This is a genomic window from Gramella sp. MT6 (genome assembly GCF_019357415.1).
Lineage (GTDB): Bacteria > Bacteroidota > Bacteroidia > Flavobacteriales > Flavobacteriaceae > Christiangramia.
The window spans coordinates 2087208-2112293 of the sequence record NZ_CP048410.1; the positions used below are offsets into that span (position 1 = coordinate 2087208).

A 25086-nucleotide genomic window follows, 5' to 3' on the forward strand; every position below is an offset into this window, starting at 1 on the left:
GGTCTAAACCATTTTGCGTATATAGAACCGAACGTTTAAAAAGCGCAGTTTTTTTTATATAAATTATAATCCCGTCCATTGATGTTAGCAAAGCAAACTGAAAGATTGAGTTTCTCTTCTGTTAAGAATAAGCCTGCTTATCCGGATTTTCTGGATCTGCAGATTAAGTCTTTTCAGGACTTCTTTCAATTAGAGACAAAATCAGAAGAGCGGGGAAATGAAGGTCTTTACAACACCTTCCTAGAAAACTTCCCCATTACGGACACCCGTAATCAATTTGTACTAGAATTCTTAGATTATTTTGTGGACCCGCCAAGATATTCCATCCAGGAATGTATCGAGCGCGGATTGACCTACAGTGTACCACTTAAAGCTAGACTTAAGTTATACTGTACCGACCCTGAACACGAAGATTTTGAAACCATCGTACAGGACGTATACTTGGGAACTATCCCATATATGACACCTAGCGGAACTTTCTGCATCAACGGTGCCGAGCGAGTAGTAGTATCTCAGCTACACCGTTCACCTGGGGTTTTCTTTGGACAGTCTTTCCATGCAAATGGAACTAAATTATATTCAGCCCGTGTAATTCCTTTTAAAGGATCATGGATTGAATTTGCTACCGATATTAACAGCGTAATGTACGCGTATATCGATCGTAAGAAAAAATTACCTGTTACTACTCTTTTCCGTGCTATCGGTTTTGAGCGTGATAAGGATATCCTTGAGATCTTTGACCTTGCAGAAGAGGTTAAAGTTTCTAAGACAGGACTTAAAAAATATCTTGGACGTAAACTTGCGGCCAGGGTACTTAATACATGGTATGAGGATTTCGTAGATGAAGATACTGGTGAAGTTGTTTCTATCGAGCGTAACGAGATCGTTCTAGACCGTGATACAGAACTTGAAAAAGATCACATAGAAGAAATTCTTGAAACCGGAAGTAAGACTATCCTTCTTCACAAAGAGGATAACCAGACCGGTGACTATGCGATCATTCATAATACATTGCAAAAGGATCCTACCAACTCTGAAAAAGAAGCGGTAGAACATATCTATCGTCAGCTTCGTAATGCTGAACCGCCAGATGAGGAAACTGCTCGTGGAATTATCGACAAGCTTTTCTTCTCAGATCAGCGTTACAGCCTTGGAGAAGTAGGTAGATATAGAATGAACAAAAAACTTGGTCTTGATGTTGAGATGGATAAGCAGGTGCTTACCAAGATCGATATCATTACCATCGTTAAATATCTTATTGAGCTTATCAACTCTAAAGCTGAGATCGATGATATTGATCACTTATCTAACCGTCGTGTTAGAACTGTAGGTGAGCAATTGTCTCAGCAGTTTGGTGTTGGTCTTGCCCGTATGGCAAGAACCATCCGTGAGAGAATGAACGTTCGTGATAACGAGGTGTTTACTCCGATCGATTTGATCAACGCGAAGACATTATCTTCTGTGATCAACTCTTTCTTCGGAACAAACCAGTTATCTCAGTTCATGGACCAGACCAACCCTCTTGCAGAAATCACGCACAAGCGTAGACTTTCGGCATTAGGACCAGGTGGTCTATCCAGAGAAAGAGCAGGTTTCGAGGTACGTGATGTTCACTATACTCACTACGGAAGACTTTGCCCGATTGAAACTCCTGAAGGACCAAACATTGGACTTATATCTTCACTTTCTGTATATGCTAAAGTAAACGGAATGGGATTCATTGAAACTCCATATCGTAGCGTAACCGATGGAAAGATCAACATTTCTGAAGAGCCTATTTATTTAAGTGCTGAAGAAGAAGAAGGTAAGAAGATAGCTCAGGCTAACATTCCATTGAAAGACGACGGAACTATAGATACAGATCGTGTAATTGCACGTATGGAAGGTGACTTCCCGGTCGTTGATCCTAAAGAGGTTCATTATACCGATGTTGCTCCAAACCAGATCTCATCTATTTCGGCTTCATTAATTCCATTCCTGGAACATGATGATGCCAACCGTGCACTGATGGGATCAAACATGATGCGTCAGGCAGTACCTCTATTAAGAACAGATTCTCCTATCGTTGGAACTGGGCTTGAAAGACAGGTAGCTACAGATTCTCGAGTATTGATCAATGCAGAAGGAGAGGGAGAAGTAGAATATGTAGACGCTAATAAGATCGTAATTAAGTACGATCGTACAGATGAGGAAAGAATGGTAAGTTTTGATGATGATTCAAAATCTTACAACCTTATCAAATTCCGTAAAACTAACCAGGGAACCTGTATCAACCTTAAGCCGATCGTAAGTGTAGGTGACAGGGTAACAAAAGGACAGGTACTTTGCCAGGGTTATGCTACTGAAGCTGGGGAACTTGCTTTAGGTAGAAACATGAAGGTTGCCTTCATGCCTTGGAAAGGTTACAACTTTGAGGATGCGATCGTAATTTCAGAAAAAGTGGTTAGAGATGATATTTTCACCTCTATTCATATAGATGAGTACTCTCTTGAAGTTAGAGATACAAAACTAGGTAACGAAGAATTGACCAATGACATTCCAAACGTTTCAGAAGAGGCTACAAAAGACCTTGATGAGCATGGTATGATTAGAGTTGGTGCTGAAGTGAAGCCTGGTGATATTCTTATTGGTAAGATCACTCCTAAAGGAGAAAGCGATCCAACACCAGAAGAAAAACTTCTACGTGCAATCTTTGGTGACAAAGCAGGTGATGTAAAAGATGCTTCTTTAAAAGCTTCTCCATCATTAAGCGGGGTTGTGATCAACAAGAAGTTGTTCGCAAGAGCTATCAAAGATAAGCGTAAGAGAGCACAGGATAAAGAGGATGTTGCGGCATTAGAGAAAAAGTACGATGCTAAATTTGCCAACCTTAAGGCTGAACTTGTTGAGAAATTATTCGCAATTATTGGCGGTAAGACTGCTCAGGGAGTGATGAACGACCTTGGTGAAGAAGTAATGCCAAAAGGTAAGAAGTACACTCTTAAGATGTTAAACGCTGTAGACGATTATACTCACTTAACTAGTGGTACATGGACTACAGATGATCATCTTAACGAGCTTGTTGCAGATCTTATCCATAATTATAAAATCAAGGAAAACGATCTTCAGGGTAACCTAAGAAGAGAGAAATTCACCATTTCTGTTGGAGATGAGCTTCCATCAGGAATTCTTAAACTAGCTAAAGTTTACATCGCTAAGAAACGTAAGCTGAAAGTTGGTGATAAGATGGCAGGACGTCACGGTAACAAAGGTATTGTTGCCAGAATCGTTCGTCAGGAAGATATGCCATTCCTTGAAGATGGAACTCCGGTTGATATCGTGTTGAACCCACTTGGGGTACCATCACGTATGAACATCGGTCAGATCTATGAAACAGTACTTGGTTGGGCTGGACAGAAGAATGGAACCAAATATGCGACTCCAATTTTCGACGGTGCAACTATCGATGAGATCAATGATCTTACAGATAAAGCAGGTATTCCACGTTACGGTCACACTTATCTTTATGATGGTGGAACCGGAATGAGATTTGACCAGCGTGCGACTGTTGGTGTGATTTACATGCTTAAACTAGGTCACATGATCGACGATAAGATGCACGCACGTTCTATTGGACCATATTCACTTATTACTCAGCAGCCGCTTGGTGGTAAGGCACAATTTGGTGGTCAGAGATTTGGAGAGATGGAGGTTTGGGCTCTTGAAGCTTACGGAGCATCTAGTACTCTAAGGGAAATCTTAACTGTGAAGTCAGATGACGTGATCGGTAGAGCTAAGACCTATGAGGCTATTGTTAAAGGTGAGCCAATGCCAGAACCAGGATTGCCGGAATCTTTCAACGTACTTATGCACGAATTGAAAGGTCTTGGATTGGATATAAAACTTGAAGAATAACATTCTGTTGATCGGGACGCCACCGGCGTCCCAATTAAACGGAATATTCACAATAATTAGCAGCATTTATTATGGCTAGAAATAATGATAAAAATACAGTACAGAGGTTCAACCAGATCTCTATTGGTTTAGCTTCTCCAGAGTCCATCCTTGCGGAGTCTCGTGGTGAAGTTCTTAAGCCTGAAACGATCAATTACCGTACGCACAAACCAGAGCGTGACGGATTGTTCTGTGAGCGTATTTTTGGTCCTGTAAAGGATTATGAATGTGCCTGCGGAAAGTATAAAAGAATCCGTTATAAAGGAATCGTTTGTGACCGTTGTGGAGTTGAAGTTACCGAGAAAAAGGTTCGTAGAGATCGTGTAGGTCACATTAACCTTGTAGTACCTGTAGCTCATATCTGGTATTTCCGTTCTTTGCCTAACAAAATTGGTTATTTGCTAGGTCTGCCTTCTAAGAAACTTGACATGATCATCTACTACGAAAGATATGTAGTGATCCAGCCAGGTAACGCGAAGAATGAAGAAGGGGAGCCATTAAAGAAAATGGATTTCTTAACTGAAGAAGAGTATCTGAACATCTTGGATGAACTTCCTCAGGAAAATCAATATTTAGAAGACAGCGACCCAAATAAGTTTATCGCTAAAATGGGAGCTGAATGTCTTATCGAAATTCTTAAGAGAATAGATCTTGATGATCTTTCTTATGAATTGAGACACAAGGCAAACAACGAAACTTCCAAGCAACGTAAGACTGAGGCTCTTAAGAGACTTCAGGTTGTGGAAGCACTTCGTGACGCGAACAAGAACCGTGAGAACAATCCAGAATGGATGATCATGAAGGTAGTACCGGTTATTCCACCGGAACTTAGACCTCTTGTTCCTCTTGATGGTGGTCGTTTCGCGACTTCAGATTTGAACGATCTTTACCGTCGTGTAATTATTCGTAACAACCGTCTGAAAAGATTAATGGAGATCAAAGCTCCTGAAGTAATTCTACGTAACGAAAAACGTATGCTTCAGGAATCTGTAGATTCATTATTCGATAATACAAGAAAATCATCAGCAGTAAAAACTGACTCTAACCGTCCGCTTAAATCACTTTCAGATTCATTGAAAGGTAAGCAAGGTCGTTTCCGTCAGAACCTGCTTGGTAAACGTGTGGATTATTCAGCACGTTCGGTAATCGTTGTAGGACCAGAATTGAAGATGTTCGAGTGTGGTCTTCCAAAGAACATGGCAGCTGAGCTTTACAAGCCTTTCATCATCAGAAAACTGATAGAAAGAGGTATCGTAAAAACAGTGAAGTCTGCTAAGAAGATTATCGATAAGAAAGAACCTGTAGTTTGGGATATATTGGAGAACGTTCTTAAAGGGCATCCGGTACTATTGAACCGTGCTCCTACGCTTCACCGTCTGGGTATCCAGGCATTCCAGCCTAAACTTATTGAAGGAAAAGCAATTCAGCTTCACCCGCTTGCGTGTACTGCATTCAACGCCGATTTCGATGGTGACCAGATGGCGGTTCACTTACCACTTGGGCCAGAAGCTATTTTGGAAGCACAGTTATTAATGCTTGCTTCTCACAATATATTGAACCCTGCAAACGGTTCGCCAATTACAGTACCTTCTCAGGATATGGTACTTGGTCTTTACTATATGACCAAGCACAAGAAATCTACTCCTGAAGAGCCTGTAGTAGGTGAAGGACTTACTTTCTATTCTGCTGAAGAGCTAGTGATAGCTTACAACCAGAAGAGAGTAGATCTTAACGCAGGTATCAAGATTAGAACTAAAGATTTCAACGAAGAAGGTGAATTGGTTTATATGATCAAGGATACCACAGTTGGTAGAGTATTATTTAATGAGGCTGTGCCAGAAAAGGCAGGTTACATTAACGAAGTACTTACTAAGAAATCACTTCGTGAGATCATTGGTAAGATCCTTAAAATTACAAGTGTACCAGAAACTTCAGAATTCCTTGATAACATTAAGGAACTTGGTTATGGATTCGCATTCCGTGGTGGACTTTCTTTCAGCTTAGGTGATATTATCATCCCTGAAGAGAAACAAGCTATGATCGATGAAGCTAACGAGCAGGTTGAAGGTATCATTGGTAACTATAACATGGGTCTTATTACCAATAACGAACGTTATAACCAGGTAATTGACATCTGGACTTCAACCAACGCAGGTCTTACCGAATTAGCTATGAAGCGAATTCGCGAAGATAAGCAAGGATTCAACTCGGTATATATGATGCTTGATTCTGGTGCGCGTGGTTCGAAAGAGCAGATTCGTCAGCTTACTGGTATGCGTGGTCTTATGGCTAAGCCGAAAAAATCTAACTCTGGTGGAGGTGAAATTATCGAAAACCCGATTCTTTCTAACTTTAAGGAAGGTCTTTCGATTCTTGAATACTTTATCTCTACTCACGGTGCTCGTAAAGGTCTTGCCGATACCGCACTTAAAACTGCCGATGCAGGTTACCTAACCCGTCGTCTGGTAGATGTTTCTCAGGATGTTATTGTTAATGAAGATGACTGTGGAACATTAAGAGGAGTAGAAGTTAAGCCACTTAAGAAGAATGAAGAAATAGTAGAATCATTAGGAGAGAGAATCCTTGGACGTATTTCTCTGAATGATGTTGTAAATCCTTCAACAGACGAATTGATTGTTGCTGGAAACGAAGAGATAACTGAAGAGATCGTTGCTAAGATCGAAGCTGCGCCAATCGAAAGTGTTGAAGTACGTTCACCACTTACCTGTGAGGCGAAGAAAGGTATCTGTATCAAGTGTTACGGTAGAAACCTTGCAACTAACAAGATCGTACAAACAGGTGAAGCTGTTGGTGTTGTTGCTGCACAGTCTATTGGAGAGCCTGGTACACAGCTTACACTACGTACGTTCCACGTGGGGGGTATTGCTGGTAACATTTCTGAAGATAACAAACTTGAAGCAAGGTTTGATGGTATTGCTGAGATCGAAGATCTTAAAGTTGTTAAAGGTGAAGCCCCTGATGGTGGAACTGCAGACATCGTGATCTCTCGTACTGCTGAACTTAAGATCAAGGATAAGAAAACTGGTGTTGTATTAAGTAATAACAACATTCCTTACGGTGCACAAATCAATATTAATGATGGTGCTACGGTAAGCAAGGGAGACGTGATCTGTACTTGGGATCCATATAACGGTGTGATCATTTCTGAATTCGCCGGTAAGATCAAGTATGAGAACGTTGAACAAGGTGTTACTTATCAGGTTGAGATCGATGAGCAAACAGGATTCCAGGAAAAAGTAATTTCTGAATCTCGTAACAAGAAATTGATCCCAACTTTACATATCCTAGGTAAGAAAGACGAAGTAATTCGTTCTTATAACCTTCCGGTAGGTGCTCACCTTATGGTAGACAACGAAGAGAAGATCGGAGTTGGTAAGATTCTGGTTAAGATTCCACGTAAATCTTCTAAAGCAGGGGATATTACAGGTGGTCTTCCAAGGGTAACCGAGCTTTTCGAAGCACGTAACCCATCTAACCCGGCGGTTGTATCAGAGATCGATGGTGTTGTATCTTTTGGTAAGATCAAAAGAGGTAACCGTGAGATCATCGTTGAGTCTAAACTAGGAGAAGTTAAGAAATACTTAGTTAAGTTATCTAACCAGATCCTTGTTCAGGAGAATGACTACGTAAGAGCTGGTATGCCACTTTCTGATGGTTCTATCACTCCGGAAGACATCTTGAACATCAAAGGACCAAACGCTGTACAGCAGTATCTTGTGAACGAAGTTCAGGAAGTATACCGTTTACAGGGTGTGAAGATTAACGATAAGCACTTCGAGGTTGTTGTAAGACAGATGATGCGTAAAGTAAGAATCGTTGATCCGGGAGATACTATATTCCTTGAAAACCAACTTGTTCATAAAGATGATTTCATCGATGAGAACAACAAGTTATTCGGAATGAAGGTTATTGAAGATGCAGGTGATTCAGAAAGGTTAAAACCAGGACAGATTATCACTCCAAGAGATCTTAGAGACGAAAACTCTATTCTTAGAAGAGAAGATAAGAATCTTGCGACCGCCAGAGATGTGATCACTGCAACTGCAAATCCGGTACTTCAGGGTATTACTAGAGCTTCACTTCAAACCAAGTCATTTATCTCGGCTGCTTCCTTCCAGGAAACAACTAAGGTATTGAACGAGGCTGCAGTAAGCGGTAAGATCGATCAACTTGAAGGATTGAAGGAAAATGTAATTGTAGGACACAGAATTCCTGCAGGTACAGGTATGAGAAAATACGATAGCATTATCGTTGGTTCTAAAGAAGAATTCGACCAGATGCTTGAGAAGAAACAGGAAGTTAATTATAACTAATTCCTGATAATATTTCAGAAAAAAGGCTCTACGAACTGTAGGGCCTTTTTTTATTTATAACGATATTTGATATATGAAGGAGTACTTTAAACAATTACTGGAATATTCCCATTATTATAACCTGGAGATCATTAAGAAATTCAATGATGGGGATCTGCATTTTATGGTTCCAGACAGGGCCATTAATCTTTTGTCTCATACTCTCAACGCACATAAGATCTGGAATTACAGACTAGCGGGAAGTGAAGAGGAAGTTGAACTCTGGAAGAACCTGGAAAAGGACCAAATGGAGCATGCTGAAAATGAGAATTACCAAGCTACAATGTCGGTAATCGAAAAGGAGGATCTAGATAGAGTAGTAGAGTATAAGAACACCAAAGGTGAAGAATATCAGAATTCAGTTAAAGATATTATTTTCCATATGGTGAATCATTCTACTTATCATCGGGGGCAGATCGCTACCGAATTCAGAAAAGAAGGTATAGATCCTGTGGTTTCAGACTATGTCTTTTACAAGCGCGATAAATAGCAGGTAAAAAATAAATATTAAATTGAAGAAAATTTAAATCATGGAAGACGATAAAAAACATAAAAACCAAAAAGGAAAGATCAATATAGAGCTGGATGAAGCCGTGGCAGAAGGAACTTATTCTAACCTGGCTATTATAAACCATTCTGTATCAGAATTTGTGGTGGATTTTGTCAATATCATGCCGGGAAGGCCTAAAAGCAAAGTTAAGTCCAGGATCATCCTTACTCCGCAGCATGCGAAAAGATTGTTGAAGGCCTTAGGCGATAACATCAATAAATTTGAGCAGGCCCATGGAGAGATAAGAGATTATGATAAAGCTCCATTGCCACTTAATTTTGGTCCTACAGGACAGGCTTAGTTAAGAATATAGATTTACTAAAAAAGAGATTTCTCTCGTTGCCCTGAATGATAAGATAAAATTGTCATTTCGAAGGAGCATAGCGACTGGGAAATCTCTTTTTTATTTTCAATTTTTAAAGAAGTACGTCTTTCTAATTATTGTATTTGGCAAAATAGATCTTTGCCGCTTTCATAACCCTTGGTGAAAGAATTAATGTGGCGATCATTGTTGGAATTGCCATTAAAGCGAAAAAGCCATCGATAAGATTCAGGATAAAACTTAATGAGGTCGTAGCTCCAATAATGATGCTCAGAATATAGACCCAGTTATAATATTTCTTGTTTTCCGCACCTATAAGGAATGAAAGACATTTGGTTCCGTAGTAGGAATAGGAGAAAAGCGATGAGATGCTGAAAGCGAGTATACAAAGAAGTAGTAAGTAATTTCCAACATATGGGATCGCCTGGTCAAATGCCGCAGCAGTAAGGCTTACTCCATTAACATCTTCTGTCTGCCATACATCGGTTACTAGAATCGCCATCGCGGTTAAAGTACAAACCACCAAAGTATCTATTGCCGGCCCTAACATAGCAATAAGACCTTCCCTGATAGGTTCAGAGGTTTTACTGGCTCCATGGGCCATCGTTGCAGTACCTATTCCGGCTTCATTTGAAAATGCTCCTCGTCTTATTCCAAGTAAGATCAATCCACCTAATAAACCTCCTAAAAGCGGTTCTCCTTTATAATTATTAGCAGCGAATGCGTCTGTGAATATCAATCCGAAATAATGGAAAACCACTTCATAATTCACTAATAAAATTGCCAGGACCGAAACAAAATATAAAGCCACCATTGCAGGAACCAGTTTAGAAACCGTTTTACTTATACGATCTAAACCACCAATAATAACTACAGTAGTTATTAGAGTTAAAGCGATTCCGATGATAAGGCTGGACATAAATCCAGTCTCAATATTGTTAGGCTCTAATAGAATATAATTAATTGCCTGCGTAAGCTGGTTCACATTGAAAACAGGTAATGCTCCTACCAATCCGGCAACTGCAAAGAATACAGCGAGTGGTTTCCATTTCTTGCCAAGACCTTCCACGATAAAGTACATCACTCCACCTTGTATCTTACCCTCGGTATCTTTGCCGCGGTACATTACCGCCAGGCTGTTCGTAAAGAACTTTGTTGCCATCCCAACAACAGCACTTATCCATAACCAGAAGATCGCACCTGGGCCTCCTACGGCGATCGCAACCGCTACCCCGGCAATATTACCCATCCCTACCGTAGAGGACAAAGCCGTAGATAAAGCCTGGAAATGGTTAATATCTCCCGGATCATCAGGGTTATTGTACTTGCCACGAAGTACTTCAACAGAATGTCCTAGGTATCTGAAAGGTAAAAATCGTGAGTATATTAAAAGATAGATCCCGCCACCAATAAGCAGGATGACTAATGGAATACCCCATACAAAAGAGGCAAAATCTTCAATGAATTGGTTGATTTGGGACATAGGTATACTTTGTCCCGAAAATAGTAAAATTTGTGGGTGTATCTATCCTATTAAAATGACTTTTAAAATTTCGGTAATAAATTCTGTAATGTCTGCCAGACGATTTAAGAATTCCCATTTTAAATCAAAAACCCTGAAACTAGTTCAGGGTGACTTTCTATTTTTATTCGTCATGCTGTCCCGATACTTCGGGAATTTCAACATTTTAAAGCAGAGAATCTGAAACAAGCTAAAGTGACAAAATCTTAAAACTCTGAAGTAAAGTGGAATTTGATTGATGGATATTTCTGCTGTGTCATTTGTAAAGAGAACTGGGAATCGGCTAGAAATACCATTTGTCCTGATTTATCCTTGGCTAGATATTTAGATTTTACTCTTTTAAATTCCTTGAATTCTTCACTCTTTTCATTTTCAGCTTCGATCCAGGTAGCTTTATGTACGTTCAAATTCTCATAGGTACATTTAGCACCATATTCGTGTTCTAAACGATATTGAATTACCTCGAACTGAAGTGCTCCTACGGTTCCAATGATCTTCCTACCGTTCATATCTAAAGTAAATAACTGGGCAACTCCTTCATCCATTAACTGGTCGATCCCTTTTTCCAGTTGTTTGGATTTCATAGGATCAGCGTTGTTGATGTATCTGAAATGTTCCGGAGAGAAGCTTGGAATTCCTCTGTACATCAGGTTTTCACCTTCAGTAAGTGTATCTCCAATTTTAAAATTTCCTGTATCATGAAGGCCAACGATATCACCAGGATAGGAAACATCCACGATCTCTTTCTTTTCAGCAAAGAAAGCGTTGGGAGAAGAGAACTTCATGTTCTTGTTATGTCTCACATGAAGGTAATTCTTATTCCTTTCAAATTTTCCTGAAACGATCTTTATAAAGGCCAGCCTGTCACGGTGTTTAGGATCCATATTCGCATGGATCTTGAATACAAAACCTGTGAAATCTTTCTCATCTGGCTTTACGATCCTGGTATCACTTTCTTTAGGTCGTGGTGGTGGAGCGATCTTGATAAAACAATCCAACAGCTCTCTAACTCCAAAATTATTCAAGGCAGAACCAAAGAATACTGGTTGTAGTCTACCTTCAAGATAAGCTTCACGATCAAATTCGGGATAAACACCTTGCGCAAGTTCAAGTTCCTCTCTAAGAGTTTCAGCTGCAGAACCTCCTATCAATTCATCAAGTTCTTCCGATTTAAGATCGCTGATCTCTACAGTCTCTTCGATATCTTTTCTTGGGTCCCCGGTAAAGAGATTGACATTCTTTTCCCAAATGTTATAGATCCCTTTAAAATCATACCCCATTCCTATTGGGAAACTCAGTGGGGTTACGGTAAGATTCAGCTTTTGCTCAATTTCATCTAAGAGTTCAAAAGCGTCTTTACCTTCACGGTCAAGTTTGTTGATGAAAACGATCATTGGAATGTTACGCATTCTACAAACTTCAACCAGCTTTTCAGTTTGCTCCTCCACACCCTTGGCAACATCGATCACGACGATCACACTATCAACGGCAGTAAGAGTTCTAAAAGTATCTTCAGCGAAATCCTTGTGACCCGGAGTATCCAGTATATTTATCTTGATATCACGGTATTCGAAAGCAAGTACAGAAGTTGCAACCGAGATCCCTCTTTGGCGTTCAATTTCCATAAAGTCACTGGTAGCACCTTTCTTGATCTTGTTAGATTTCACCGCTCCGGCTTCCTGGATTGCACCTCCAAAAAGTAAAAGTTTCTCGGTAAGTGTCGTTTTACCGGCATCGGGGTGAGAAATGATACCAAATGTCCTTCTTTTATTTATCTCTTTCTGATAATGCTTCATACCTGCTGATATTGGAGCGGCAAAAATACTATTATTTTCACGAATTTCCTTTTTTATACGATAGCCTTTTTATCGTTGAAATTTCACCTTTAAACCATTAAACAGTAACTTTATTGGGTATATGTGGCATATAATGGATATTTGATATAATCCTGTGAGAAATGATGGATTTTACCCTACAAGATCTTAGATCTGTAATTTTGTTTTTTACTGTAAATCTTATTTTCAGTTTTTCATCATTTTCTCAAATTCAAACCGAAACTATTGCCAAGGATTCTTACGCCATAAATCTTGGTATTACTCCTCAGACGACTGCTAATGCCCTCAAGCCGTATGGTTTTATTTACGAGTTATTAAGTGAATATCCGGTGGAGATCAAATGGGTTATAAATCCTGAGAAAAAGAAGGACGGCGTGGATTTCAGGCTGGAAGAAGAAGATTTTAGATCTGGTTCCTTTGTGATCCCGGTTTCCTATATTACGGAAGAGGTGAGGTCCAGGATTCAAAATTGGGAAGATAGGGGAATCGTAGGCACATATTTAAAAGAAGACAAAGCCTTACCGGTTTTTACCAATCTTTCGATTGCTCCAAAATGGACTCTTGATAAACAAAATGGGAGTATCGCCCTGGCGTATTTTAGAGCAGCGGGCATTCCTGGTGAAGCTCACGGTGGTTATAATTCAAGCAACTGGAAAACACCCGATGAATTGGGAGTTTGTGATGATATCTTCGTGATGCCACATGCTGAACCAAAATTTGAAAGCCATAAGAACCTTTATTTCTGGAACAGGGAATATAAAGGTGCGATATGGGCTGGTTGTCATGCTGGGAGTCAGATGGAGAATTTACATGGAATGGTTCCTGATGGCGACGATTCTAAAATTATCCAGTTGAATTTTCTTTCTGAGGGTGCGGCCGGAGCAAGAACCACCGGACTCATACCATTTTATGAACACCGCTATGCCACCCCGCCTTATAAGCACCAGCTTCCAACAGACCCTGTTTCTCAGTACCTGGGACGAAGTGATAAAGCTTTGATAAATGGCTCTGAACGTATTTTTTACCCTAAAATGGCTAACATTTGGCGGGAATCTACGAAACAGGTTATCATAGATGCCTCGGCTCCCGATGTTCCTTTGCTTTCGAATGGTCCCGGTGCCGTGGTAATTTATGGCAATGGCTTTGGTGATCCCAAGAATGGCTTAGTGATGTATCAAGCTTCGCACGATTTTTCTGGTGATGATCCTGAAAATATTGCTGCTATAAGAGCTTTTTTCAACTGGAGTTACTACGCTGCAGAAGTGAAGCGGAAAGAGAATATTATAAGATTTCAAAATGCCCAAGGGGATAAGATCTTTGCAGCCAGAGTAGGGGATGATCTCGTTAAAATGCTCAACCTGGATCCCATTTTATTCGATCTGGATAAAGCTGAAATAAAACCTGAAGCGGCAAAGCAACTGGATGAAATCGCTGCTTATATGTTAGAATATCCCGAATTGCTTATTGATATCCGGTCACATACTGACAGCAGGGCCGATGATAACTACAATATTAAATTGTCGAAAGATCGCGTGGCGGTCACCATGGATTATTTGATCAATATGGGGGTAGATGAAGGGAGGATCTCTGGGCGGGGATATGGAGAGACAGAGTTGGTCAACCATTGTAGAAATGGTGTTCGATGCTTTGAAAATGAACATGAAAAGAATCGTCGGTCTGAATTCATACTTTCCATAAACTGCGATATTTATTCCGGAAACCTAAAACTTTAGGAATTGCTTAATCAGCTTCTTTATGATACAAATCACTGTTTTTGTACATTTGAGCTTCAAATAAAAGAATGGCAGAAGAAAAAGTAATATTAGTTAACGAAAAAGACGAGCAAATAGGGCTCATGGAGAAAATAGAAGCTCATGAAAAAGCCCTTCTTCACAGAGCTTTTTCGGTATTTGTATTTAATGACAAGAATGAGCTGATGATCCAGCAAAGAGCACTTTCAAAATATCATTCCCCGGGCTTATGGACCAATACCTGTTGCAGCCATCAGAGAGAAGGGGAGTCTAATGTTGAAGCTGGAAAACGAAGATTACAGGAAGAGATGGGTTTTTCTACCGAACTAAAGGATACCATTTCGTTTATATATAAAGCTCCCTTTGATAATGGTTTAACTGAGCATGAATTTGATCATATTCTTGTGGGAAATTTTGAGGGTGTTCCGGCTCTTAATCCAGATGAAGTTGCCGCCTGGAAATGGGTTTCACTGGATGATCTGAAGGTGGACATGAAAAAGAATCCTCATATATATACCGAATGGTTTAAGATCATATTTGATAAATATTCCTCACATATAGAACAATGAGAATAACGGTTCACAGAAAAGCTCATTTCAATGCGGCACATCGCCTTTTCAGGAAAGATTGGGATGATGAACGTAACTTTGAAGTATTCGGTAAATGCAGTAATCCCAATTATCACGGGCATAATTATGAGTTGGTCGTTTCAGTAACCGGTGAACCAAATCCTGAAACGGGATTTGTTATGGACTTGAAGATTCTTAAGGATCTCATCTTCTACGAGGTGGAAGAAGCATTTGATCATAAAAACTTGAACATCGAAGTTCCGGAATTTAAAGAGTTGAATCCTACTGCTGAAAATATAGCCGTGGTAATATGGAATAAATTACGAAACAAGATCAATAAAGACCATGATCTGGAAGTAACCTTATACGAAACACCAAGGAACTTCGTGACCTATAAAGGAGATTAATATGAACAAGGGTGATAAAGTACCAGATCTGGAATTAAAGGATCAAAATGGAAACGCATTTAGATTTTCTGATCTAATTGGGAAGAAGGCCTTTGTAGTTTATTTCTATCCAAAAGATTTTACCCCGGGCTGCACCAAAGAAGCCTGTAGTTTTAGAGACAGTTACGAGGATTTCAAGGAACTGGGTGCTGAGGTGATAGGAATAAGCGGAGATTCGTCTGAATCTCATTCCAAATTTGCCGACAAATATAAACTTCCATACATTTTTCTTTCAGACCAGAATAAGAAAGCAAGGGATGCCTTTGGAGTAAAATCTAACCTGCTCGGTTTGATTCCCGGCCGTGAAACCTTCATTTTTAACAAGGAAGGAAAACTGTTGCATAGGTTTAATAGTATGAATGCTAAAAGACATATGCCTGAAGCTCTATACGTCTTGAAAAAAAATCAGAATTAATTTTATTGAAAAATCATTTTGGTTTCGAAAAATAGTTTAAATTCGCAGCCGAAATTTAATGATAATGGCGAGTAAAAGATTGCTTAAAAAAGATGTGAATTATGTAATGGGAGACATCATAGATGCTGCCTATATTCACCAAATGGCTAACCCAAAAGAGGACCCGGCGAAATCTGAGGCGATCGTTGACGAGGCTATTAAAGAATACGATGCATTGATCACTAAGATCAACCGTCGTGACGTTGAAAATAAACAGAAACACTTTAAAGAAGTTCAGTCAGAGCTTGAGACTAAAGCAAATGCTTTGATCGAAAAGCTGAATGCGCTTTAATAAGTTGCCGATGTAGCTCAGCTGGCTAGAGCAGCTGATTTGTAATCAGCAGGTCGTGGGTTCGAGTCCCTCCATCGGCTCTAAACAAAAACCTCTCTTTTTAGAGAGGTTTTTTATTTGCATTGATCTCAGTTTATTTTTGAATTAATGAAGCGCCTCCAGGTTCAGGTTTTTAGAACATTTTTCCTGTACCTGTTTAAAGTATTCCTCATCATTACGAATATCGGAATCCCAGAAAGGGATCATTTTATTTAGTTTTTCCCTATAGTCTTCAGATTCAATTTTTTCAGGAAAAGCGATCCTTAGAACTTCAAGCATTATGTGAACTGCCGTGGAAGCGCCCGGCGAAGCTCCTAAAAGGGCAGTGATCTTTCCATCTTTACTGTGTACCACATCTGTCCCGAACTCCAGGATACCTCCTTGTTCCTTATCCCTTTTAATGATTTGTACACGTTGTCCTGCTACTTTTAACTCCCAGTCATCAGGATTCGCATCCTTAATGAAGACCTTGAGGTCGTTCACCCGATCCTGATGGTCCATTCTTACCTGTTCTATAAGATATGAGGTAAGGGGTAGATTATGCCAGAATACACCCCACATAGAGGGGAGATTATCAAACTTTATAGATTTAGGAAGATCAAGAATAGAACCTTCTTTAAGGAATTTTGTACTGAATCCGGCAAATGGGCCAAATAGTAATTCCTTTTTACCATTAATATATCTGGCGTCGAGATGAGGGACAGACATCGGCGGTGCATCTACTCCGGCTTTGCTATATACTTTGGCATGATGCTTTTCTATGGTTTCCCTGTTTTTGCAGAATAACCACTGGCCGCTCACTGGAAACCCGCCATAACCATCTTTTTCGGGTATCTCAACTTTTTGAAGAAGCGGTAATGCACCACCACCGGCACCTATAAAAATGTGTTCAGCATCATAATAACTAATTTCGCCAGAATTTCTGTCCTTTATTTTTGCAGACCAGTCTTCAGGACCATCGGGATCTATATCCAGTACCTCTCGGTTTCTTAATACCGGAACTTGGAACTGCTCTTCGAGGATCTTAAAATATTGTTCGGTAAGTGATCTAAAATTCACTCCTGTTCCCAGTTCCATCCTGGTGGCAGCCATTACTTCATCTGGAGCGCGGTTTTCCATGATCAGAGGGAACCACTCTTTTAGTTTATCATGCTTGTCTGAAAATTTCATATTTTCAAACATGAAATGAGAGCTCATGGCTTCGTATCTTTTTTTAAGAAATTCTGCATCCTTTTCTCCACGAACCCAGGCGTGGTGAGGAATGGAATGAATAAAACTTTGAGGATCCTTTATTAGTTTCTGCTCAACAAGATATGACCAGAATTGCTTTGATCTCTCAAATTGCTGAAAGATGTCTATAGCTTTTGAAATATCTACCTCTCCATTTTCATCCTGCGGGGTATAATTGAGTTCACAAAAAGCGGAATGGCCAGTACCGGCATTATTCCAGGCCTTTGTGCTTTCCTCGGCAATACTGCCCAATCTTTCAAAAATGATAATTTTCAGATTTGGGTCTGTAAGTTTAAGCATTAGCGCAAGAGTCGCGCTCATTATTCCACCACCAACACAAATGAGGTCATAATCTCGATTGGTATTATGCATAAAAAAAGATTTTTACCAAGATAATTAATGCATAAGCTAAATAGACCCAATAAAATATTAAGGACTTGTTATAAAATAAAAAAGGAGCCGAGTGGCTCCTTAAAATGTATTTATGAAATTATTTTGTTCTAAGAGTTTTGATACATGGCCTGATCTTCGACTTTTTCTTCAAGTTTTTCCTGTTTTCTGCGCTCCTTTAAAAAGTCCTTTAATTCTTCACCGTATTTAGATTTCTTCACCTTTGGCGCTAGAGATGAATAGATCGTATCCAGATATTTGATATTTGCATCGAATACCTCAGAAAGAGCAAGATATGGAGCGATCTCGTGCTCCTTATTGTTAATGGCGAAATTGACTGTGTATAAGTACTTTCTTTTCAGAAGTTTGTCATATTTCTTATCGATCTCCATTAATTTTTCCTCATCCTGAGCTTTCTCAGCCTCGAAACTTTCCTTGATAAGTTCAAGATTTTGATCGTTGAACCTACTAATCATCTTGCGGTATTCTATTAATTTTTCCTGGTTTACAGAACCCACAATTTTCGCGTTAGTTTCAAATTTTTCAAGGTTTGTATTAATGGTTACCTCACCTTTATCTGCGAAAAAATCTATACGATCGTCATATCTGTTATTATCAACTTTTTCTAAATAGAGATACATGATCTGCGGACTCTCTATATAAGTTTCCATAGCAAAGGTTGGGTCACCATCAACTACCACAGAGTCTACATTTACAAGAACGGTGTCCTTTATTTTCTGAAGGTAAAGGGTTCCTTTTTTAAGGCCTTTAACTTCTCCGCTAACAGTAAGGTTGCTTTCTTTCTCTGAACAAGCTGTTATGCTTATTATAAAAACTAAAAGAAGAGCTAATTTTTTCATGTGTTGAATTCAGATTTTTTAAGGTGGGCAAATATCTTATATTTTTCTGTTTAATACTAACTCCCAGCAGCTATTTGCATTAAAATTGTACACAAGATCGCACCGTAAGTTCCAACCACGTATCCAAAGACTGCAAGCAATACTCCAACAGTAGCTAGAGAAGGGTGGAAGGCTGCTGCCACTACCGGCGCAGACGCCGCTCCACCTACATTTGCCTGGCTTCCTACGGCGAGGAAGAAATAAGGTGCTTTAATAAGTTTCGCGGTGGTGATTAATACTATTACGTGAATCAAAATCCAGATTAGACCGATGCCTAATAGTCCGGGATTTTCAAAGATCTTTCCAAGGTCCATTTTCATCCCGATGGTAGCGACCAGGATATAGATAAAAATACTTCCGATCTTACTTGCTCCGGCTCCTTCATATTTTTTCATTTTAGTGAAAGAAAGAATTATTCCGATGGCAGTAGCTATAGTGATCATCCAGAAGAACTGTGATGAAAATGAGGAAAGCGCGCTTTTTGAATCACTAAAGATTTCAAAATTAGCCAGAAGATATTCAGACATTCCATCAGCGCCCCAATGTGCAATTCCCACTGCACCAAAGGCTAGAGCCAGCATAATCATAAAATCTGGCAGGGTAGGTATTCTGGTTACGCTTTCAGCATAACTGCTCACCTTTTCTTTAAGCTCGTGTATGGCAGAATTGTCTGCCTTTAACCAATTGTCGATACTTTCATTTTTACCAATTCCCATAAGGATGATGGCCATCCAGAGGTTTGCAACCACAATATCAACTAAGACCATACCTCCGTATAATTCGGGGTTATACTCATAGATCTCTAACATAGCGGCCTGGTTGGCACCTCCACCAATCCAACTTCCAGCAATTGTAGAAAGTCCTCTCCATATCGCATCGGGGCCAACTCCGCCTAAAGTTTCTGGAGAAATTACAGACATTATTAGAATGGCCAGTGGTCCACCCAGAACGATTCCAATAGTTCCGGCAAAGAACATTATCAAAGCCTTAGGTCCAAGGTTGAATATCGCCTTTAGATCTATACTAAGCGTCATAAGCACTAAAGCGGCTGGTAGTAAAAACCGGCTTGCTACAAAATATAACTGAGAGGTCTCATCATCGATCCATCCCAAAGAATTAAAGACCGCCGGGATAAGGTAACACATTAGTAAAGCGGGAACAATTTTGTAAAATTTCCCCCAAAAGCCATCTTTCTTTGATGAAGTATAAAAAACGAAGCCCAGTGCGAGCATTAAAAGTCCAAAGACTATTGCGTCATTAGTAAAATAAGTAGTTTCTTCCATAAAATTAGACTAGATGGCCGGCAAAATACAATTTTTATTATTTAGGATTAAAGGCGGGACAAACTTAAATTTTGAGCAATTCTGAAATGCTTTTTGCTACGCCATCTTCTTTTCCTGTAGTAGTTACCATATGCGCTATTTCCAGTACCTCTGGCTTTGCATTTCCTACAGCGATACCCATTCCTACACCTTTTAGCATTTCAATATCGTTGTAATTGTCTCCGAAGGCCATGCTTTGAGAAAGGGGAATCCTGAAATGATTTTCTAGTAGGTGTTCTACTGCGGTTAATTTCGAGATCGCTTTTGGAGCTATTTCCAGATAGGAAGGTTTAGACCTGTATAGGTGCAGATCTTCCGGATAATTTTCTAGTAGGAAATCCCGAATGCGGTCTATATTTTCCTCTTCACCCATTGCCATGATTTTGTGAGCTCCCTTTTCCTCGCTTTTCCATTTAGAAATAACATTGCTGTTGCTTTCAAATTCAGGATTTACCTTAGTGTTGTTAATCTCCCGTCTAGTCCAGAAATCATCTTTCGGGACATACCATTCGTCATTGTGAAATAGACTTAAGTGTACATCGAGGTTTTCATTGAAACTGGATAGTTCACTAAGAATTTCAATAGGTATTTCGGTAGAGCTGACCGATTGTCCATCTACCAGAATCAATCCGCCATTATAGCTAATCAAAGGTAGGTGTTCAATTTCCATTTTTTTCTGAAGATGCCTCATAGCCGCGGGCATTCTTGAAGAAATTAAAATAAACGGAATCTTAGAATCATTTAGTTTTTTAATAGTTTCTACAGTATAATCTGATAAGTCTCTTTCGGCATTCAGCAAAGTGCCATCAATGTCTGAAAATATTATTTTGAACATTATTCTTCCTGCTTTTTATTTTTGGGGTTTCTTTTTGCTTCCTTTAAAGCCTTGTTAAGCATCCATTCTATCTGCCCATTGGTACTTCGAAATTCATCTGAAGCCCATTTCTCGATAGCTTTAAGCATATCTTCATCTACTCGTAAGGCGAATGCTTTTTTCTTGCCCATAATTTACTCAAGTTCTTTGATAAAATTGGTGATAACCGGAATCAATTCAGGATGTAAAGGCCTGTTGGGTTCGTTATAGGATTTTGTGTTTACCAGTCTGTCCTTGCTTTCTACCTTTCTGAAGATATGATTCATATCCTCGAGCAATACCAGTTTGGAATTTTCATTAGCCGAATGCAGCATTTCAGCCTCTTTAGGTTCCGTTTGGATATCCATGGTCCCATTAATGATCAAAACCGGGATGTCAAGATCTTTTATTTCTTCTGAAGGATCATATTGTATCCAGGTTTTAATGAATGGTTGAACGTACGGAGCGAAAATTGAAGCCAGCATGGGATTGTCATTTTCTGTACTTCCTTTTTCCTTTAGCTCGTCAAATTTCTTGCGGGTACTATCTCCCAGTTCAGGGGCCATCTTTGAAAACTGTTCCACTATTATATCATCTATTGGTTGTCCTGGTCCAGCTAGAGAAATAAACGCATCTGCATTTTCTTTCGAAGCCAATATCCCAATTAGCGATCCCTGGCTATGACCGGCTATGATGAAATTTTCAAATTCATCCTTCGCTTTAAAATAATTAAGAATATCGACCACATCTCCAGCCATATCTGAAATAGTTAGGTCTTCTATTTTCATTTTAAGTTCCGTCATTTTAAAGATCCTTTTATCAAAACGATAAGAAGCTATACCATTTTTGGTAAGTTCCCGGGCCATTTTCTTGATCCCGTCGTTCTTCATCATGGATTGATTTCCATCCCTGTCGGTAGGGCCTGATCCCTGAATGAAAATAACTACACTTTCAGCTTTTTGATCTATAGGTCTTGTAATAGTGCCCTCGATAAGCTCATTAATATTTAATTCCGCTTCAGAATAGGTTTCAGCCTGTGCATATCCTGTTAGGGAAATGGCTGATAAAAGGAATGTAATAATGAATTTTTTCATGTTCGATTTAGTTTTTCCTGATATCGCCGGATAACTTTCCTTGCTTCTTCAGGTTTATTGGTTCCTATCAGGAATTTCTTTTTGTCTTTTGTAATAATCTGTATCCCCATATTTCCTGACACATTATACGCCTTAGCCTTTCGAAATACTCGAATTCCCCAGCCACCATATTCCGACCATGGTGAGTATTTCCTAACATAACACTGGTTAATCTCACTCCATTTGAATTCTTTTCTGAAATAACCAACAGGTTCAAACCTGGTTTTGATTCCGTTGGCATCGATCCTGGTGTGTAATCTTAATACGCATATGATCAAAATGACCAAAACTATAATTCCAAAGCCTAGAAATTCATAATTTATTGGGTCACTTTTTCTATACTTATATATAATAGAAAGTGTGCTTCCTATTAGGGTTGTTCCTAGAATCGCGATCAATCCCCATTGTCTAAAGGCTTGTTCTTCCTTGAAAATTCGCATTTTTAATGATTCAGGGTGCCGGCATTTACAACAGGGGTTGCGTCTTTATCACTACACAAGACCACCATAAGGTTGCTAACCATAGCAGCTCTTCTTTCACCATCAAGATCTACAACCTCTTTTCTGCTTAATTCATCTAGAGCCATTTCAACCATACTTACGGCACCTTCTACGATCTTATGTCTCGCGGCAACTATGGCTGTAGCCTGTTGCCTTTTCAACATTGCGCTGGCAATCTCGTTAGCATAAGCAAGATACCCGATCCTTGCTTCCAGAACTTCGATCCCGGCTATATGCAATCTTTCTTCAAGTTCTTTTTCCAGGGCATCGCTTACTTCATTCACACTAGATCTTAGTGTGATATCTTCATCAAGCCCTTCATCGGCAAAATTATCATAAGGATATAAACTGGCAAGTTTTCGAACGGCGGCATCTGTTTGAACAACCACAAAATTTTCAAAGTTATCAACGTCAAAAGATGCTTTAAATGTGTCCATAACCCGCCATACCAGGATAGTGCTGATCATCACAGGATTACCCAATTTATCATTCACTTTAAGACGTTCACTGTCAAAATTTCTTGCTCTCAGGGATATTTTCTTTTTAGTATAAAAAGGATTTACCCAGAATAATCCATTTTGTTTTACGGTCCCCCTGTAATCTCCAAAAAGTAAAAGTACGCGGGATTCGTTAGGGTTTACAAGGATAAGACCCGGCAGAATAATGATAGAAATAATGAAAGCAATTCCCCATAGCGGATTGCCGGTAGTTAGAACAGCGATGATGCTTCCTAAGAATAAGATTAGGAAGAGAAATAACATTACGTAACCGTTAAAGGCCTTTAGTGATTTTTCCTGTGTCATGATTGAAATATGTTATGATATTAAAATGATATCATAAATATATGATATTAAATTTTAAACTGTTTGTATTCTTAACAGTTATTTTTTAAAGGCTTGTTTATATTTGCCGCAAATAATAAAGAATATGAAAAACATACTTTTTGCAGCTTTTTTGATATTTTCTTCAGCTTTTGGATTTGCTTCTGAGGATGATTGGGGTAAAACAGGGCATAGGGCCACTGCAGAAATTGCTGAAAATCACCTTAGTGAAAAGGCAAAAAAAGCTATTAACGATCTTTTGGGGGGTTATGGCCTTGCGTTTGTCGCTAATTATGCCGATGATATTAAAAGTGATCCAGACTATAGGAAATATGGACCTTGGCATTATGTAAATATAGATCCCGATGCAGATAAATACGTAGTTGAAGAGGCGAGTGAGGACGGAGATTTGGTGCAGGCCATTAGAAAATGCGTGGATGTTTTAAAGGATGATAGTGCTTCAGAAGAGAAAAAGGAATTCCATTTAAAGATGTTAGTTCATTTTGTAGGGGATTTACATCAGCCTTTTCATACCGGTCACGCCGAAGATAAAGGAGGAAATGATATTCAGGTACGTTGGTTCAACGATGGGTCTAATATTCACAGGGTATGGGATAGTGAAATGATCAATTTTTACCAGATGAGCTATACAGAACTTGCTATGAATACTAAGGATCTGAAGAAGTCTGAAATAAAATCTATTCAGAAAGGAAAGTTATTAGACTGGGTTTATGAATCCAGGGCGATGGCTGAAGATCTTTATGCTGGAGTTGAAAATGGTGAAAAATTGGGCTATGCTTATATGTATGTACATATGCCTACAGTACTTACTCAATTGCAAAAAGGAGGTATACGTTTAGCTAAGATCCTTAATGATATTTATTCTGGAAATGAGAAAGATTCTTAAAAGATCTTTCTGAAGGTAAGGTTTATCCTTGGGTTCACTTGTTTCTTGGTTTTTGGGAGCTGATGTTTCCAGAATTCCTGAGTAGTGCCCTTCATAATTAAAAGGCTGCCATGTTGCAGCCTTATTTTATGCTTAGCCGTTGTGTCTTTTTTATGTTTCAAATGGAAGATCCTTTCGGCACCCAGACTAACCGAAGCAATGATAGGATTTTTTCCTAATTCCTTTTCGTCATCAGAATGCCACCCCATACTGTCTGAGCCATCCCGATAATAATTCGCCAGGCAAACATTAAAATTAGTTTGGCAATATAACTCACAGCCTTTCCTGATCTCATCAAGCTCGCTGGTGAAAGGATCTGGTTTCATTTCCAGACCTGAATAGGTATAGGTTTTTCCAGCTTCACCGAATAAAGCGGTTAATCTTGGTTGATAGATCTCACGGCCAAAAAGCTTTATTTTATCATGTCTCCAGTTTTCCAGTTTTTGAAGATGTTCTAGAAAAAAATCAGCCTTTTTCTTTTCTAAAAAATCTGGATAATATTCCAGGTCTGCATCTAAAAGATCAATCTTCATAGGGTTTTAGTTCTAATATCTTAAATAATACCATGCCCACCAGATGATTATGAATTGTAGGAAAATTCTTGCAATTAGAGCCCATTTTGGAAATCCAGCACCAGCCTTTTCTGATGATAACATATAAAAGTGCACCAGTAAGAACACAATCAGCATTAGGATGATACCATAAATAGCATAATCTTTCGTCTTTGGGAACATTAATGCAATACCAAGAATAATTTCAACCAATCCGCTTAAAAGCACCAGGGCCTTATGTGCTGGGAGGTAGCGCGGCATTATCCTCATGTACATATTTGGTTTTATGAAATGAAATATACCAGCAATGGTATACATTATTGCCATTAAGTAAAGGTGCCATGGATAGGTCATG

General features: G+C 39.2%; 22 protein-coding genes and 1 tRNA gene. 11 read left to right on the top strand and 12 right to left on the bottom strand.

The features are described 5' to 3' along the window. Positions 1 to 81: 81 nt before the first annotated feature. From rpoB to G3I01_RS09430, 4 genes are all read left to right on the top strand, one after another. Complete coding sequence (gene rpoB, locus G3I01_RS09415; protein WP_219547237.1) at positions 82 to 3894, top strand: DNA-directed RNA polymerase subunit beta; 3813 nt, start codon at positions 82 to 84, stop codon at positions 3892 to 3894. Positions 3895 to 3965: 71 nt separating this feature from the next. Beyond that, on the top strand, positions 3966 to 8267 hold the full coding sequence (rpoC, locus tag G3I01_RS09420) for a DNA-directed RNA polymerase subunit beta' (RefSeq protein ID WP_219547239.1): 4302 nt from the start codon (positions 3966 to 3968) through the stop codon (positions 8265 to 8267). 73 nt (positions 8268 to 8340) lie between these two features. Beyond that, positions 8341 to 8796, top strand: a complete 456-nt coding sequence (locus G3I01_RS09425) for a DinB family protein (protein WP_219547241.1) — start codon at positions 8341 to 8343, stop codon at positions 8794 to 8796. A 40-nt stretch (positions 8797 to 8836) separates the two neighbouring features. Further along, positions 8837 to 9157: a DUF3467 domain-containing protein gene (locus G3I01_RS09430; protein WP_108172579.1), complete on the top strand. Its 321-nt coding sequence runs from the start codon at positions 8837 to 8839 to the stop codon at positions 9155 to 9157. Positions 9158 to 9290: 133 nt separating this feature from the next. On the opposite strand, the gene G3I01_RS09435 is transcribed toward G3I01_RS09430, so the two are convergent. Then, positions 9291 to 10661 carry an amino acid carrier protein gene (locus tag G3I01_RS09435; protein ID WP_219547243.1) on the bottom strand — a complete coding sequence of 457 codons (1371 nt, stop codon included), beginning with the start codon at positions 10659 to 10661 and terminating at the stop codon, positions 9291 to 9293. A 245-nt stretch (positions 10662 to 10906) separates the two neighbouring features. Then, entirely contained in the window at positions 10907 to 12496 is a 1590-nt protein-coding gene (locus G3I01_RS09440; RefSeq protein WP_219547244.1) for a peptide chain release factor 3, read from the bottom strand. A gap of 161 nt (positions 12497 to 12657) precedes the next feature. Here G3I01_RS09440 and G3I01_RS09445 point away from each other — a divergent pair, with 161 nt between their 5' ends. From G3I01_RS09445 to G3I01_RS09470, 6 genes are all read left to right on the top strand, one after another. Continuing rightward, a complete protein-coding gene (locus G3I01_RS09445; RefSeq protein WP_219547246.1) occupies positions 12658 to 14268 on the top strand; it encodes an OmpA family protein in 1611 nt (536 codons plus the stop codon). A gap of 68 nt (positions 14269 to 14336) precedes the next feature. Next, entirely contained in the window at positions 14337 to 14855 is a 519-nt protein-coding gene (idi, locus tag G3I01_RS09450) for an isopentenyl-diphosphate Delta-isomerase (RefSeq protein ID WP_219547248.1), read from the top strand. Further along, on the top strand, positions 14852 to 15262 hold the full coding sequence (locus G3I01_RS09455; RefSeq protein ID WP_219547250.1) for a 6-carboxytetrahydropterin synthase: 411 nt from the start codon (positions 14852 to 14854) through the stop codon (positions 15260 to 15262). The genes idi and G3I01_RS09455 overlap by 4 nt, the downstream gene beginning before the upstream one ends. Beyond that, the gene (locus G3I01_RS09460; protein ID WP_219552800.1) at positions 15258 to 15716 is read left to right on the top strand and encodes a peroxiredoxin; all 459 of its coding nucleotides are present in this window, start codon (positions 15258 to 15260) and stop codon (positions 15714 to 15716) included. Before G3I01_RS09455 ends, G3I01_RS09460 begins: the two co-directional genes overlap by 5 nt. A 64-nt stretch (positions 15717 to 15780) precedes the next feature. Further along, positions 15781 to 16047, top strand: coding sequence for a hypothetical protein (locus tag G3I01_RS09465; protein WP_108172586.1), 267 nt, complete (start codon positions 15781 to 15783; stop codon positions 16045 to 16047). A gap of 6 nt (positions 16048 to 16053) precedes the next feature. Next, positions 16054 to 16127, top strand: a tRNA-Thr gene (locus G3I01_RS09470). 64 nt (positions 16128 to 16191) lie between these two features. On the opposite strand, the gene mqo is transcribed toward G3I01_RS09470, so the two are convergent. The 8 genes from mqo to G3I01_RS09510 form a co-directional block, all read right to left on the bottom strand. After that, the gene (gene mqo / locus G3I01_RS09475) at positions 16192 to 17688 is read right to left on the bottom strand and encodes a malate dehydrogenase (quinone) (RefSeq protein ID WP_219547252.1); all 1497 of its coding nucleotides are present in this window, start codon (positions 17686 to 17688) and stop codon (positions 16192 to 16194) included. Between the two features lie 128 nt (positions 17689 to 17816). Continuing rightward, entirely contained in the window at positions 17817 to 18566 is a 750-nt protein-coding gene (locus G3I01_RS09480) for a DUF4369 domain-containing protein (RefSeq protein WP_219547254.1), read from the bottom strand. A gap of 56 nt (positions 18567 to 18622) precedes the next feature. After that, positions 18623 to 19888: a DUF819 family protein gene (locus tag G3I01_RS09485; protein WP_219547256.1), complete on the bottom strand. Its 1266-nt coding sequence runs from the start codon at positions 19886 to 19888 to the stop codon at positions 18623 to 18625. 64 nt (positions 19889 to 19952) lie between these two features. Next, positions 19953 to 20762, bottom strand: coding sequence for an HAD family hydrolase (locus tag G3I01_RS09490; RefSeq protein WP_219547258.1), 810 nt, complete (start codon positions 20760 to 20762; stop codon positions 19953 to 19955). Further along, positions 20762 to 20932: an Arc family DNA binding domain-containing protein gene (locus G3I01_RS09495; protein WP_108172591.1), complete on the bottom strand. Its 171-nt coding sequence runs from the start codon at positions 20930 to 20932 to the stop codon at positions 20762 to 20764. The genes G3I01_RS09490 and G3I01_RS09495 overlap by 1 nt, the downstream gene beginning before the upstream one ends. Before the next feature lie 3 nt (positions 20933 to 20935). Beyond that, on the bottom strand, positions 20936 to 21874 hold the full coding sequence (locus G3I01_RS09500; RefSeq protein ID WP_219547260.1) for an alpha/beta hydrolase: 939 nt from the start codon (positions 21872 to 21874) through the stop codon (positions 20936 to 20938). Then, the gene (locus G3I01_RS09505) at positions 21871 to 22353 is read right to left on the bottom strand and encodes a hypothetical protein (RefSeq protein WP_219547262.1); all 483 of its coding nucleotides are present in this window, start codon (positions 22351 to 22353) and stop codon (positions 21871 to 21873) included. The genes G3I01_RS09500 and G3I01_RS09505 overlap by 4 nt, the downstream gene beginning before the upstream one ends. 2 nt (positions 22354 to 22355) lie before the next feature. After that, the gene (locus tag G3I01_RS09510) at positions 22356 to 23216 is read right to left on the bottom strand and encodes an SPFH domain-containing protein (protein WP_219547264.1); all 861 of its coding nucleotides are present in this window, start codon (positions 23214 to 23216) and stop codon (positions 22356 to 22358) included. A 124-nt stretch (positions 23217 to 23340) separates the two neighbouring features. Between G3I01_RS09510 and G3I01_RS09515 the strand changes: the two genes are divergently transcribed. Further along, positions 23341 to 24141, top strand: coding sequence for a S1/P1 nuclease (locus tag G3I01_RS09515; RefSeq protein WP_219547266.1), 801 nt, complete (start codon positions 23341 to 23343; stop codon positions 24139 to 24141). On the opposite strand, the gene G3I01_RS09520 is transcribed toward G3I01_RS09515, so the two are convergent. Both G3I01_RS09520 and G3I01_RS09525 read right to left on the bottom strand, forming a co-directional pair. Further along, on the bottom strand, positions 24138 to 24713 hold the full coding sequence (locus G3I01_RS09520) for an alpha-ketoglutarate-dependent dioxygenase AlkB (RefSeq protein ID WP_219547267.1): 576 nt from the start codon (positions 24711 to 24713) through the stop codon (positions 24138 to 24140). The genes G3I01_RS09515 and G3I01_RS09520 overlap by 4 nt on opposite strands. 12 nt (positions 24714 to 24725) lie before the next feature. Then, positions 24726 to 25085 carry a hypothetical protein gene (locus G3I01_RS09525; RefSeq protein ID WP_219547268.1) on the bottom strand — a complete coding sequence of 120 codons (360 nt, stop codon included), beginning with the start codon at positions 25083 to 25085 and terminating at the stop codon, positions 24726 to 24728. Position 25086: the final 1 nt, after the last annotated feature.

Coding starts and splice junctions, on each gene's coding strand:
- G3I01_RS09505 (WP_219547262.1), bottom strand. CDS start 22,353: ATGCGAATTTTCAAGGAAGAACAAGCCTTTAGACAATGGGGATTGATC.
- G3I01_RS09425 (WP_219547241.1), top strand. CDS start 8,341: ATGAAGGAGTACTTTAAACAATTACTGGAATATTCCCATTATTATAAC.
- G3I01_RS09500 (WP_219547260.1), bottom strand. CDS start 21,874: ATGAAAAAATTCATTATTACATTCCTTTTATCAGCCATTTCCCTAACA.
- G3I01_RS09485 (WP_219547256.1), bottom strand. CDS start 19,888: ATGGAAGAAACTACTTATTTTACTAATGACGCAATAGTCTTTGGACTT.
- G3I01_RS09440 (WP_219547244.1), bottom strand. CDS start 12,496: ATGAAGCATTATCAGAAAGAGATAAATAAAAGAAGGACATTTGGTATC.
- idi (WP_219547248.1), top strand. CDS start 14,337: ATGGCAGAAGAAAAAGTAATATTAGTTAACGAAAAAGACGAGCAAATA.
- G3I01_RS09490 (WP_219547258.1), bottom strand. CDS start 20,762: ATGTTCAAAATAATATTTTCAGACATTGATGGCACTTTGCTGAATGCC.
- G3I01_RS09430 (WP_108172579.1), top strand. CDS start 8,837: ATGGAAGACGATAAAAAACATAAAAACCAAAAAGGAAAGATCAATATA.
- G3I01_RS09445 (WP_219547246.1), top strand. CDS start 12,658: ATGATGGATTTTACCCTACAAGATCTTAGATCTGTAATTTTGTTTTTT.
- G3I01_RS09495 (WP_108172591.1), bottom strand. CDS start 20,932: ATGGGCAAGAAAAAAGCATTCGCCTTACGAGTAGATGAAGATATGCTT.
- rpoC (WP_219547239.1), top strand. CDS start 3,966: ATGGCTAGAAATAATGATAAAAATACAGTACAGAGGTTCAACCAGATC.
- G3I01_RS09455 (WP_219547250.1), top strand. CDS start 14,852: ATGAGAATAACGGTTCACAGAAAAGCTCATTTCAATGCGGCACATCGC.
- G3I01_RS09480 (WP_219547254.1), bottom strand. CDS start 18,566: ATGAAAAAATTAGCTCTTCTTTTAGTTTTTATAATAAGCATAACAGCT.
- G3I01_RS09525 (WP_219547268.1), bottom strand. CDS start 25,085: ATGACCTATCCATGGCACCTTTACTTAATGGCAATAATGTATACCATT.
- G3I01_RS09515 (WP_219547266.1), top strand. CDS start 23,341: ATGAAAAACATACTTTTTGCAGCTTTTTTGATATTTTCTTCAGCTTTT.
- G3I01_RS09520 (WP_219547267.1), bottom strand. CDS start 24,713: ATGAAGATTGATCTTTTAGATGCAGACCTGGAATATTATCCAGATTTT.
- mqo (WP_219547252.1), bottom strand. CDS start 17,688: ATGCATAATACCAATCGAGATTATGACCTCATTTGTGTTGGTGGTGGA.
- G3I01_RS09510 (WP_219547264.1), bottom strand. CDS start 23,216: ATGACACAGGAAAAATCACTAAAGGCCTTTAACGGTTACGTAATGTTA.
- G3I01_RS09465 (WP_108172586.1), top strand. CDS start 15,781: ATGGCGAGTAAAAGATTGCTTAAAAAAGATGTGAATTATGTAATGGGA.
- G3I01_RS09435 (WP_219547243.1), bottom strand. CDS start 10,661: ATGTCCCAAATCAACCAATTCATTGAAGATTTTGCCTCTTTTGTATGG.
- rpoB (WP_219547237.1), top strand. CDS start 82: ATGTTAGCAAAGCAAACTGAAAGATTGAGTTTCTCTTCTGTTAAGAAT.